The organism is Streptococcus sp. ELY_137 (assembly GCF_058314515.1).
Window position 1 is genome coordinate 78,718 of record NZ_JBZFUL010000006.1, and the last position, 12,331, is coordinate 91,048.

Below are 12,331 nucleotides of genomic sequence, written 5' to 3' on the forward strand. Positions count from 1 at the left end.
GTCTTATTCTTCATCATCAAATGGATTGGCTGACTTGTCTTCTTTGTACGAACTTCTATCACTATCTTCTTCATGATCGCCAAAGGACTGTAAAAAGGTAAGAACGTCGCCGCGGCGACCCTCCATTTCACCCTGCAGAAGCTCCTGAGCTGTCGCATTGAGGACAGCACCTGTGATTAGAATACGCGCTAAGATCACAAACCAAAACATGATAATAAAGATAATGATGGAACCAAACACCTTGATATCGATCAGATTGTTAAAAGTTCGGGTTACATAGTCTCCTACCAAACCGGTCATGAAGATCATGACAATGGAGCTTAAAATCGTTCCCGGCAAAGTATAACGCAGCTTTTTAATACGGACATTAGGCAGGATAAAATAAAGAGTTATCAGGCCAATAACAATGACGAAAATCATCAAGGGACGGTTAGCGTGCAAAAGCAGGCGCACAATCCCCGCTGGCAAGTCATATTTTTGCCGCAATGACTGATAAACCCCATCTGACAAGGCTGACAGCAAGAGGGCAAAGGTCAAGAGAAAGAAGATAAAGAAGCTAGCAATGATACCAATCATATGACCAATGACGAAATCTCTGTGTTGACTGACATCGTAAGCCTTATTAAAGGCCTTCTGCAAGGAGGTCAAACTGCGCGACATCGTCCAAAAACCTGTTAAAGTAGCTATTCCAAGGACACTGCTGGAAGGATAGGCAAAGAGATTGCGAATAATTCCCGCAGTGGAACTGTAGATTTCAGCTGGAAGATTCTGGCGCAGGAAGACTAGAAAGTCTGTCAAGTCAATGTCAAAATAAGGGAAAATATTGGCTGCAATCACTACCAAGGGAAAGAGGGTCAGCAGCAGGTAATAGGCCACAGCGATACTGGATAAGTCTATCTCAGCGCTGCGGTAATGCTTGAGATAGACTTGTAGGGGAGGATAGTTGAGCTTATCCACCAGCCTATCCAAGAATTTTTTCTTCATGTCTTAATAGGTTCCTTCTTCTCCCTGACTGGTCAAGATAACAGGACCGTCTTTGGTGATAACAAATTGGTGCTCATATTGACAAGACAGACCACCATCAAGCGTTTTGTGAGCCCAGCCAGTCTCTAAATCCGTATCAATTTCCCAAGTACCTGTATTGATCATGGGTTCAATGGTAAGCACCATTCCCTCTTTAAGGCGCAGGCCGCGACCTGCCTTGCCATAATGAGGAACATTAGGTTCTTCATGCATGGTCGGACCAACACCGTGGCCGACCAGATCACGAACAACACCATACCCGCGGCTTTCTGCGTATTCCTGAATAGCAGCACCGATGTCGCCAATACGATTGCCAACAACGGCCTTTTCAATTCCCAAATACATAGCTTCCTTGGTCACATCCATCAAATCCTTGACCTCCTGTGATACATCACCCACAGCGTAGGCCCAGCAAGAATCAGCTAAACCGCCAGTATAGGGTGCTGTATATTCTTTCATCTCAGCAGTGTTGTCAAAGTCCAACTTAGAAACATCAAGAATTGATTGATCCAAGGGCTCACTCAGTACCATATCCACCTTAAGCAGATCACCTTTTTTTAAGATGTAGTGACGCGGGAAGGCGTGGGCAACTTCATCATTAAGACCGCAGCAGGTCGCATAAGGATAGTCCATTAGTTGTCCGTCCACTCCAATTTGTAAGGGGAGAACATTGGCTTCTTTACAGCGGCGGCGAACATATTCTTCAACCTCCCACATATCTAAGCCTGGTTTAATCAGGTCACGCAGACCAATATGGATGCTGGCAAGAAAGTCACCTGCGCGGTCCATGGCTTCAATTTCACGTGCTGATTTGAGTGTTATCATTTATGTTTTTCTCCTTTTACTAAATATAAAGCTGTTAAACACTCCAAAAGAATTTAGAAAATGGAGTGACGATCCATTAAGAATCGAGCGGTATTTACCTAACTCCGCAGGAATGTAGGTGTGTTCGATTTAAGTTACCCTGCTTGAGATAACCGCTTTACAGATAACCTGATCCATGCAACGTACTTCTACATCGACAGTCGCACTGCGACGATTTTTAGCAACGATTCGCGGTTTCAGGTGCAATTGGTCATCGATTTGAACGGCCTGTAAAAAGTATATCATCATTTGCTCAATAAAGATATTTTTTTTGCGATTGAGAGATAAGAGGCGCATGGCTGACTCTTTCAAAATTTCTGTCAGAATACCATTGGTTAGATTGCCGGCATTATCAATCATAGCTGGCTCCACTTTAAAACTGAAGTAACCATTTTCCTGTTTGAGGCTAGCCGTAATCTGATCGCTAAGCGTATGCAGGCCATCATGATTTAGTTCTTCCAAATTTTCCATGACCAGCTTTCGGGTGATGACGCCAAGCAATAGGTTGGCATCATCAACAACCGGCAACATAGCAAAATCTTCCATAATCATCCTCTGGGCAACCGTCGCCAGACTTGTCTCAGGTTTGGTGGTTACCGGCTTGGTCATAACAGAAGAAAGGTTAGCTATAGACTCTTGATTAGCAACATCGCGCATACTAACAACACCCACTACCTGACCAAGATTATTGATAATGGGGTAGCGAACGTGGTTACTCTTTTTGACCAAGCGATGATAATCATTCACAGTGTTGTCAGGATTGAGATAACCATAGTTGGACTTGAGAGTATAAACCTGCGCTACCGTTTTGATATCAGTTTTGATACGAACATTGGATAGGGCACGGTTAATCATGGTCGCTACTGTAAAGGTATCATAGGCTGTTACCATAACGGGGATCCCCTGTTCTTGGGACATGGATAAAACCTTATCCGATACGGCAAAGCCCCCTGTTACCAAAATAGCATTGTGATTTTCTAGAGCCAGCAGTTGAATCTCCTCGCGGTCTCCAACAATCAGAAGTCCCCCTTTAACCAGATAGCGACCAGCATTCTCTCGTGTCATAGCACCGATAGAAAAGCGGCTAAACTCATGCTTAAGGCCTGCATGCCCTGCAACGACTTCTGATTCGGATATTGTTGCAATTTCAGCATAGGTCAGCTTTTCCAAGCGAACTTTGACCTTTTGCTCCACTCGAACAGTGCCGCTGCGGGGACGGGTTTCAACTAAGCCTCGGTTTTCTGCTTCCTTAATAGCACGATAGGCTGTTCCTTCGCTAACTGATAAATAATTGGAAATACTGCGTACACTGACATGTCTGCCAATCGGCAAAGCCTCTAAGTATTCTAAAATTTCTTGGTGCTTGGTCATACTAATTCTCACCTGCCCTTAGCTGAAATTCTAAGTAATCTCGCATCTTGTGACTGTAGCGATCGCTCCCCTTAAAACGCCTAACTAGTCTAAACCCGGCCTTCTGCGCTACCCTTTGACTGGCTAGATTTTCCTGATGGGTAATGATGGATAAACTGCGCAATTGACACTCTTGAAAGGCCAAAAAAACAATACTTTGTAAGCTTTCGGTAGCCAATCCCTGTCCCCAGAAATCCTGATTGATAAAATAGCCAATTTCAGCGTGGTGCTTGGCTAGGTTGAGATTCTCTAAGCGGATAGCTCCAATCATTCTCTTACTGGCCTTATCCTCAATCGCCCAAATACCCAGCGGCTCCTTCATAAAATAATGGACTAAGATATAATCACTTTCAGCTTGACTAGCTTGCAAGGGGAAGATGAAGGCTAGATTGTCGGGATTATGGGCAATCGCAAAAAAATCTTCACGGTCTTCAAATCGGAAGGGACGCAGCCAGAGTCGCCTTGTTTCCAACTGAGCATACTGCCCAAGTACTGTCCAAATATCCATGCTATTATAGTACAGTTTTTCTAGAGGCAAGTCAATGGAGGACTAGAAACCTGCTAATACAGCTGTTTTCGGAGCCAGAAAAATCGGAAGCGAGCTCCTGCTACTATTTTTATCGGTGTTCAAAGCTAGAATGAGTTCAGACTAGTGTGATAAAGCGCTATAATTCTAGTGGGGTTTATCCACTACAGTTGACAAAGAGCCTAAAAAAGGCCCTTCATTTTCCTGATTATCCAGAAAGCGAGGACCTTTTTGGTATTCCAATACTGTTTTAAAAGTTCTATGATTCAAACAGCAATAAGAAGACGTTATAGCTCAAAGCTGATCATTTTCCAAAGCAAAACCATAGACAAAGAACATTTAAATGCTATTGGGACTAATACAAGGGGCAACAAGAGATATAACTTCTTAACTGATTCCTTTACCTACTGCTGTCAGACATCAGCCAGTCATAGATTTCCTGCGGTGTTCCCAGCGCCATCAGTTCCTGGTATTTGACCAGAGCTACTAGGTCTTGATAGATTTGACTATCAGCAATAGCACGTTTTGGAGCGTTTTTATTGACTGTCATAATCCCATCATCAATCGTGACAAAATTTAGTTCATCAAAGATTTGAATCATCTTGACCAATAAAATATCAGGGATTTTCAAATACTCTGCTAAGTCAGCCAATTTATGGCGGACATCAAATTCCGGAAACTGGTAGATGGTCTTGTAAAGTTTGGCAAACTGTTCTCGAGTTCCATAACCAGTTAGATAGTAAGCACGCTTAATGTGGTTTTTGAAATAAATCGCCTGAAAAGCCTTGCCGCTGAAAAGCGCCTTTAGCTGGTACGGATCTTCTGGCAGGTCAACCACTGCTACAATATCACTGCTGCTATTCTCCGTTAGAACCGGCACCTGATCGGGCAGGCTGGCTGATTTTGAGCGCACATCAATCAGCTGGATTCCTTCAACTCGGGCATCCACTAGTATAAGCTGGAGGCTGGTATTACCGTTCCAAGTGTTGACTGATAAGGTAACGGCTAATTCAAGACGGCTAGCTTGGGCAAATTCTTGAGCTCGGTCACCCTGTGAAAAAGCAACAAGGTCAAATTCTGCACCGTCTTGGGCTAATTTAAGTTTAAGATGAGCACCTTGCTGTCCCATAGTTCGACTTTGCAGCACCTTGAAATTCCTTAACCAAAAAACAGGTTTTTTATTATCCATACCAAAAGGAGCCAGTTGTTCTAAACTTTTAATAGTATCAAAATCTAAGTTGGATAAGTGCAGCTCTTCATCGATTGTCAAATTATTTTTGCTAGACATGTCAATCTGATTGTCAGCGATATAGTCACAGAGGATATGGCTAAGCTTTTCCAAATTTTCTGCTGGCAGAGTCATGCCTGCTGCACCTGCGTGTCCGCCAAAAGCCTCAAAAATATCTCGGTGATCCGTCAATGCTGCAAAAATATTGACAGCTTCAATTGAGCGAGCCGACCCCTTGGCTTTGCCAGCTTCAATGTTAAGAACGATAACCGGTTGGTTGAGGCTCTCCAAGATACGCCCCGCGACAATACCTAAAACACCAGGATGCCAGCCTTCCTTGGCTAAAACTTGAACTGGTTTATCAGGAGCAATCATTGTCATTGCCTCATCGTAGATGGTTTGAACCAAGGCCTTACGCTCTTCATTTTTCTCCTTAATCATGAGGGCGATATCATGAGCTTCCTCATCGTCAAAACCGGTCAAAAGCTCAATTGCGGGATTAGGATCATCCAAACGTCCGAGAGCATTGAGCATGGGAGCAATCTTAAAACCAACAGTCTCCTCATTAAGGCTGCTAGAATCAATATCAGCCACATGCATTAATTCCTGTAGACCAATGCGGTCGGTCTGAGCCAAGACTTGCAAGCCATATTTTACTAAAGCCCGATTCTCATCAGTCAGACTAACCATATCAGCAATCGTTCCGATTGCCACTAAATCAAGAAGTTCATTGGGAATACCTTCTAAGAGAGCTGTGGCTAACTTAAAAGCTACACCACAGCCAGCTAAGTCTTTAAAAGGATAATTCCCTTTCGGATGTTCAGGGTGGACAATAGCATAGGCATCCGGCAATTCATCTGGCAGCGAGTGGTGGTCAGTCACGATGACATCTACCCCCTGATCTTGGGCATAGCCAATAGCCTCGTGTCCAGCCACACCATTATCAACGGTCACGATCAACGAAATTCCTTGCTGTTCAATGAAATATTTGTAGACACTGAGGTTGGGCCCATATCCATCTGTAAAACGATTGGGCAGATAAACCAGATTTTCAGCCCCTATCATCTCCAAGGTTTCCTTCACGATAGAAGCCGATGTCATTCCATCAGCATCATAATCACCATAGACTAGGATGGCTTCATTATCTTCGATAGCTCGGCGAATCCGAGATACAGCTTTTTCCATATCATGGAGCAAATAGGGATCATGTAAATGGGATAGATCAGGGGCTAAAAAGTCATCAAGCTTATCTTGAGTATGGATGCCTCGCTCAAAAAGAATTTTGGCAGCTGTGTCATCTAAACCTTTTTTATGTGCCTGTTCTAAAAAGGACTCGCTGGGAGCCTGTTCGATTATAGTCCAGTCATATTTTGACGAAATCATTTGTAATTGAAAACCTTTCTCGAAAGAAAATCAGCCATTTTAGGAAATAAAGCGTAAAATTTAGCAGAAAGAACCATTGCAAAGGGCATATTGAGCTCGCGCCTGTTTTCACCCAGACTTTTGATAATCTTCTTTGCTACTTGTTGAGGCGTCAGGCTGAAGCGCTCTACTGCTTGGAGATAGCCGCCTGATGGATCAGCCCTGTCGAAAAATTTAGTCGATATAGGACCGGGGTTGACCGTTGTTACATAGACATTGTTATCGGCTAATTCCAGACGCAAAGCATTGGAGTAGCCGATAACAGCAAACTTGGTTGCCGCGTAGACACTAGCCTTGATAGTGGCCAGCTTCCCTGCCATACTGGCAATATTGATGATGTGACCGCTCCTTTGCTGAGCCATTTTAGCACCGACCAGACGGGAAAAGTTAATAGTAGCCAGAGTATTGACATCGAAAGTCTCTCGAATGGTCTCAGAGTCAAATTGATCAAAGCTTTTGAACTCTCCGAAGCCTGCATTATTGATAAAAATATCAATACGGCCATATTCCAGATAGAGTTGGTCAACTAGGGCAGCCACCTGACTGTCTGAATGGATATCCAAACTAAAAGTACGAACCTGTGGCTTGCCAGCATAGAGCTGGTCCAGTCTTCCTTTATTGCGTCCTATGGCAATAACGCTATCATCAGAAGGTAAAAGATTGATGATAGCCTCTGCTAATCCCCCAGAAGCTCCTGTCACAGCGATAATACGACTCTTTCCCATGGTTAAATTTCTACCTCTTCTAAATCCCAAACTACCTTACAATTTTCAAAGATGGTTCGAGCATCTGCTTCTAATTGACGAACATCGCGAGCTAGGAAGCGAGCGCTGATGTGGTTCATTAAAAGACGTTTGGCTGATGCTTCCTTAGCAATATGAGCAGCCTGCATATTAGTAGAGTGTCCGTGATTTCTAGCCAAGCGCTCATCTCCCTTGCCATAGGTCGCTTCATGAACCAAGATATCAGCTCCCAAGCCCAAACGCACACTAGCATGACACTTTCTGGTGTCACCTAAAATGGTTACCACTTTACCCTTACGTGGCGGAGATACGTAGTCCTTGGCGGTGATTGTTCTGCCATCTTCTAATACAATATCTTGACCACTCTTAATTCGGCCAAACAAGGGACCAAAAGGAACACCTACAGCCTTTAAACCATCTGCATCCAGACTCCCTTCCAGATCTTTTTGGACTACACGATACCCTACACAAAAAATAGTATGGTCCAACTTCTCCGCATAGACTGTAAATTTATCCGTTTCTAAAATTTGTCCCAACGACTTGCCATCAAATTCGTGAAAATGAATGCGGTAGGGGAGCCGCGTTCCCGTCGCCTTTATACTGGACAGAACCAAACTCCGAATCCCCACTGGACCGTAAATATCAAGATCAGTCTGTTCTTCACTAGCCTGAAAAGATCGGCTGGCTAAAAAGCCAGGCAATCCGAGAACATGATCTCCATGCAAGTGTGTAATAAAAATCTTTCTAATCTTACGCGGCTTAATATTGGTCTCTAAAATTTGGCGCTGGGTTCCTTCACCGCAATCAAACATCCAGACTTCATCGATTTCATTAAGGAGCTTTAGCACTAGACTTGAGACATTCCTCGCTTTAGCGGGTTGACCTGCACCTGTTCCTAAAAATTGTAGTTCCATACTAAATCCCAATAACCATACTATCGGCTGGCTAAAGCCCTATAGTTCTGGCTCTTTCTAATCTATTCTTGTATATAAATCGTGCATTCTCTTTGCTGAAAGCCGTAGTAAAGCATAGCTTTATCTATCCCTGAAACTAAGTTATCAGCTACATCTAAAACTTCTTGCGCATTGTAGCCCGAAACCTTGATAATTCCTCCTTTGAGGCGAAAGGCACTTGTTAAAAGAACATCCGATGCTAACAAATCCAACTCTTTCTTACCTTCCTCATCAAAGATAAGCGGCCGCATTTTTATTTCATCGCCTTCTCGATAAACCTTATAGTGGGGAAAAATCTGTGCTAATTCCATCAAAAGACCACCAGTTGCACTGATTGGTTGTTCAGAAAATACCTGAGCAGTCTCATTATCTGTTTCATAAACAAAACCGAAAGACTGACCAGACAGATTCAAGCGCACAAAAGGGTGCTGCTCATGTGTAAATGAAGGCTGAGAGGTCGTCAACCAGCCAAAAGCCTTAGCAAGTTCAAAATAGTAATTTGTAGCAGCCTTTGGTCCCTGCTTTTGGTAGAGTTCAGAAAAATAGGCATTGACGACGCTAGGCGGCGGTGTCACTAGCAATTGCTGTTTTTCCGGAGTCAGCTGGGATAAAATTGTTGTCAGGTAAACCTTATCTAAACTCGTAAAACCACCATATTTAAGAGCTAAATCGATCACATCAGTCATAAAATTCTTCCAGCTTCCATTTGTTTTCTTCAGCGATAAAACCTGTAATTGTAGTAGTTTCACCTTCAAACTCATAAGGGTCAAGCAGAGCAACCCTGCTTAATTCATATAGCTTATAAAGTTTGTTCTGACCTATTTTAAGTGAGAATGGCACAAAAAGCTGCTCAACCTCGTCCAAAATTTGTCGACGTAGTATTTGTCGACTATTTTTCTCCTTGAGGGAGAGACGGATATTTGGAAAAGCTGTTGCCACTAGCTGGTCAGTTTGATCCATTTTATTGTAAACAGCCAGCCTTGGAATATCCTGCATCCCCAAATCCTCCAAAATTGATAGAACAACAGCCTCTTGTTCGGCATGATTGGGGTCACTAGCATCAATGACATGCAAGAGCAAATCAGCATGGCGACTCTCCTCCAAGGTCGATTTAAAGGCCGCCACTAACTCTGTTGGTAAATCTTGAATAAAGCCCACAGTATCGGTCAGAGTCACCTGAAAACGGTCCTTAAGATAAATCTGTTTCGTCGTTGCATCCAAAGTCGCAAATAATTCATCGGCTTCATATTGACGATTATCCGTTAGCCTGTTCATCAAGGTGGACTTACCAGCATTAGTATAGCCAATCAAGCCAATCTTGAAAGCCGAAGAATCCAGGCGCTTTTCTCGTACGGTTGAGCGAGTTTTTTCCGCCACTTGCAACTGGCGCTCAATGTCAGCAATTTGATGACGGATAGAGCGTCGGTTGAGTTCCAACTGGCTCTCACCCGGACCACGACTGCCAATACCACCAGCCTGTCGACTAAGCATAACACCCTGACCAGTCAAGCGCGGCAGCATATATTTGAGCTGAGCCAAATGGACCTGCAACTTGCCTTCATGACTGCGAGCACGCAAGGCAAAAATATCTAGGATTAACTGCATACGATCGATGACTTTAACACCGAAAGCTGCTTCCAAATTTGAATTTTGTCTAGGGGTTAGACGGTTGTTGACAATGACAGTATTAATCTCGTCAGCCGCAATCATGGCCGCAATTTCAGCCAATTTCCCTGAACCTATAAACAACTTGCTGTCATAACGCTCCCGTTTTTGACAATAAACAGTAATAACCTGAGCACCTGCTGTTTCAGCCAAGCTAGCCAACTCCTGCATGGACATGTCGAAATTTTTTGTTTCTTGCAATTCGACACCAAGTAAAATCACACGTTCAGGCCTGTCTGCTGTCTCGAACATAGGTGCCCCTTTCAATTAATTTTCCCTCACTCACGGAATTTTATTATATCACAAAACAGGGTGTTTTTTGCTTAATAGCTCTTAAATTTCATCGCACTTTTTGAGGTTCTTTACCTTGTAAACAACACCTATCAGTACCTATGAAAGTAGGGATAATAGGCGGAGAAGACTTTTCTTTCATAGTTGCAAAACAGAGCCGAACACAATGGCTCGACTCTGTTTAACTATCTACTTTAAAAGCGAATAATTTCGCGTGTTCTCTCATAAGATGATACAAAGCGATCGGTTACGCCTGGTTCAACCATTTCCAAGGCATATGAGATTTCTTCAAAAGATGATTTGTAGTCATACTCTTTTTCAAATAGACGCAGAGCAATTTCAAAACTATCTTGGACAGCTGGCTCAAAACTCCGATAACGGTTGGAGTATTGGAGGAGCTGTTCTGTCAGAGTAGCATTTTGCACCACACGGTAGGTTGTTTCAAGCAGGAGATCCATTGAAGAGCCTGCAGATTCGGTCAAACGTGCTACCAAGTTAATATTGATGCGGTGTTTATTCAGTTCATCTAAAAGGGTTTCCAAATGCTCACTCGTTGTGAAGAAGATACTGAGGAAATCCTGCGGAATACCTGGTAAATTGCGTTTTTCCATAAAACGCTTAATAACATGAAGCTGGTTGATGTAATCATCAGCTTTGATTCGAGATTCATTTTCGATACGTTCAATACTCTTGAGCTCTCCGCCGAGTTCAATTTGGCCTTCTTCCACTGTCGACAAGGTTTTAAGCGCTTCATCAAAGATAACCTTGAGCTCTGAATATGGTTTTTCTTGTGTATCAAAGTTCTCAATCGCTGGAATCGTATCTTGCTCGATGGTCTCTAATTCTTTAGCAAAGTTTTTAACGCTGAGGGTCTCATTGTCCTCAATGATATAGAGATGGTTGAGACGCGCCATTTCTTTTTCAAGCTGATCGTTATTGTGCTTAGCATGTTCCAGATATTTAGGCAGAACTTTGCTGTCTTTCATAACCTGTTTGTTGGCATCGATCTCGCGCTCGAAAATAGCGTAGAGACTGTCAATCTTTTCTTGAATTTCGGCATTTTCATCATTAGCTCGATCCAGATCTAAGGTAACTAGGCCATCAGCATTGCTGCTGATTGACTCACGAATATCCTGAAAGCGCCGTTCGATATTGCGTTCTGGGAAATGGTAATGTGCCTCTAACAGCTTGCTGTATCCAGACTCCAAATCGTCCAGCTGATCTGGAAAATCATCCTCTAATTTGGCGACAATCGCTGGAATTTTTTCAGAAATCTGACCGAGAGCAATGGTATGTTCTTCTGCCTTGTCCAAGATTTCAGCTGCCTCGACAGGGTCACCGGTTGAATTGAGTGTAACAAACTGTGAAAATTCTGCTTCGATATTTTTGAGCTGTTTTTCGATCTCGTTCTTGGTGGTCCCGAAATTATCGGCATTATCTTCGATGCTGCTTTTTAGATCTTCGTAAAGATCCAAGGCATGCTTAACACGTGCACTATTCTTATCCTCTTGATCCTGTAGGATTTCTAGCGCTTCCTGAACCGCTGCGATATCTTCTTCAGCTAGATCCAACTGACTTTCGATAGTTCCAATCGAATTTCTGACCTTCAAGAAACGGAAGGAATCATTCTGATTTTCAGCTTCAGTTAGGTTGGCTTCAATATTTTTGACAGTATTAGAGGTAAGATCCGTCCACTTTTGGTTCCATTCACGAAAAGTCGTTTGACTTTGACCAATCAAGTTGAGTTTCTTGACCTTCTCCAACTCTTGGGCTATCGGCTGGTCAAATAACTTTTGCTTACGCTCCTCTAATTGAACCAGTCGCAGGTCGTTTCGTTTTCTTAGAATAACACCGATAAGGTAGCCGACGATGACCACAAGGACAACAGCTACAATCAGTACTACAATTCCGCTCGACATGTTTTCTCCTTTAAGTGTCGAAGGCACTGAGCACCTTCACATTATCACATAGTACGCCCCATTATATCATAGTTCCAAGGACATATCAAAAAAAGTTCTAACTTAATTGAGGGTGGTGCCATCATGTCCGTCTATACCACTCTCCAGAAATATTCTGTGGCGTTTATCAGTTTGGAAATACCCTACTCTATTTATCTAAATCTAGTATTAGGAAACAGTAGATACAAGCAGGCAACTACAGTCGTGAGAAAGTGATCTGTTATAAAAATCAGGTTCTTTCCCACACT

At 43.1% G+C, this 12,331-nt stretch carries 10 protein-coding genes; all 10 read right to left on the minus strand.

Annotated features, from left to right (window positions below):
- Positions 1 to 3: 3 nt before the first annotated feature.
- Positions 4 to 984, minus strand: coding sequence for a YihY/virulence factor BrkB family protein (locus AC4HAO_RS06165; RefSeq protein WP_447452070.1), 981 nt, complete (start codon positions 982 to 984; stop codon positions 4 to 6).
- 3 nt (positions 985 to 987) lie between these two features.
- Positions 988 to 1,848, minus strand: coding sequence for a methionyl aminopeptidase (locus tag AC4HAO_RS06170; protein WP_491093478.1), 861 nt, complete (start codon positions 1,846 to 1,848; stop codon positions 988 to 990).
- Between the two features lie 129 nt (positions 1,849 to 1,977).
- The gene (spxR, locus tag AC4HAO_RS06175) at positions 1,978 to 3,258 is read right to left on the minus strand and encodes a CBS-HotDog domain-containing transcription factor SpxR (protein WP_447452068.1); all 1,281 of its coding nucleotides are present in this window, start codon (positions 3,256 to 3,258) and stop codon (positions 1,978 to 1,980) included.
- A gap of 1 nt (position 3,259) precedes the next feature.
- On the minus strand, positions 3,260 to 3,805 hold the full coding sequence (locus tag AC4HAO_RS06180; protein WP_491134904.1) for a GNAT family N-acetyltransferase: 546 nt from the start codon (positions 3,803 to 3,805) through the stop codon (positions 3,260 to 3,262).
- A gap of 418 nt (positions 3,806 to 4,223) precedes the next feature.
- A complete protein-coding gene (recJ, locus tag AC4HAO_RS06185) occupies positions 4,224 to 6,434 on the minus strand; it encodes a single-stranded-DNA-specific exonuclease RecJ (RefSeq protein ID WP_491134905.1) in 2,211 nt (736 codons plus the stop codon).
- Positions 6,431 to 7,198, minus strand: a complete 768-nt coding sequence (locus tag AC4HAO_RS06190) for an SDR family NAD(P)-dependent oxidoreductase (RefSeq protein WP_491134906.1) — start codon at positions 7,196 to 7,198, stop codon at positions 6,431 to 6,433. Before AC4HAO_RS06190 ends, recJ begins: the two co-directional genes overlap by 4 nt.
- Before the next feature lie 2 nt (positions 7,199 to 7,200).
- Positions 7,201 to 8,130, minus strand: a complete 930-nt coding sequence (gene rnz / locus AC4HAO_RS06195; RefSeq protein ID WP_447452064.1) for a ribonuclease Z — start codon at positions 8,128 to 8,130, stop codon at positions 7,201 to 7,203.
- A gap of 62 nt (positions 8,131 to 8,192) precedes the next feature.
- On the minus strand, positions 8,193 to 8,855 hold the full coding sequence (locus AC4HAO_RS06200; RefSeq protein WP_491093474.1) for a cystathionine beta-lyase: 663 nt from the start codon (positions 8,853 to 8,855) through the stop codon (positions 8,193 to 8,195).
- Positions 8,848 to 10,086, minus strand: a complete 1,239-nt coding sequence (gene hflX, locus AC4HAO_RS06205; protein WP_491093473.1) for a GTPase HflX — start codon at positions 10,084 to 10,086, stop codon at positions 8,848 to 8,850. The genes AC4HAO_RS06200 and hflX overlap by 8 nt, the downstream gene beginning before the upstream one ends.
- Before the next feature lie 233 nt (positions 10,087 to 10,319).
- Complete coding sequence (gene ezrA, locus AC4HAO_RS06210; RefSeq protein ID WP_491134907.1) at positions 10,320 to 12,044, minus strand: septation ring formation regulator EzrA; 1,725 nt, start codon at positions 12,042 to 12,044, stop codon at positions 10,320 to 10,322.
- Positions 12,045 to 12,331 lie beyond the last annotated feature (287 nt).

What these genes read in the sequence shown, in the direction of transcription:
- AC4HAO_RS06165 (WP_447452070.1), bottom strand. Translation starts at nt 984, where the DNA reads ATGAAGAAAAAATTCTTGGATAGGCTGGTGGATAAGCTCAACTATCCT.
- AC4HAO_RS06170 (WP_491093478.1), bottom strand. Translation starts at nt 1,848, where the DNA reads ATGATAACACTCAAATCAGCACGTGAAATTGAAGCCATGGACCGCGCA.
- spxR (WP_447452068.1), bottom strand. Translation starts at nt 3,258, where the DNA reads ATGACCAAGCACCAAGAAATTTTAGAATACTTAGAGGCTTTGCCGATT.
- AC4HAO_RS06180 (WP_491134904.1), bottom strand. Translation starts at nt 3,805, where the DNA reads ATGGATATTTGGACAGTACTTGGGCAGTATGCTCAGTTGGAAACAAGG.
- recJ (WP_491134905.1), bottom strand. Translation starts at nt 6,434, where the DNA reads ATGATTTCGTCAAAATATGACTGGACTATAATCGAACAGGCTCCCAGC.
- AC4HAO_RS06190 (WP_491134906.1), bottom strand. Translation starts at nt 7,198, where the DNA reads ATGGGAAAGAGTCGTATTATCGCTGTGACAGGAGCTTCTGGGGGATTA.
- rnz (WP_447452064.1), bottom strand. Translation starts at nt 8,130, where the DNA reads ATGGAACTACAATTTTTAGGAACAGGTGCAGGTCAACCCGCTAAAGCG.
- AC4HAO_RS06200 (WP_491093474.1), bottom strand. Translation starts at nt 8,855, where the DNA reads ATGACTGATGTGATCGATTTAGCTCTTAAATATGGTGGTTTTACGAGT.
- hflX (WP_491093473.1), bottom strand. Translation starts at nt 10,086, where the DNA reads ATGTTCGAGACAGCAGACAGGCCTGAACGTGTGATTTTACTTGGTGTC.
- ezrA (WP_491134907.1), bottom strand. Translation starts at nt 12,044, where the DNA reads ATGTCGAGCGGAATTGTAGTACTGATTGTAGCTGTTGTCCTTGTGGTC.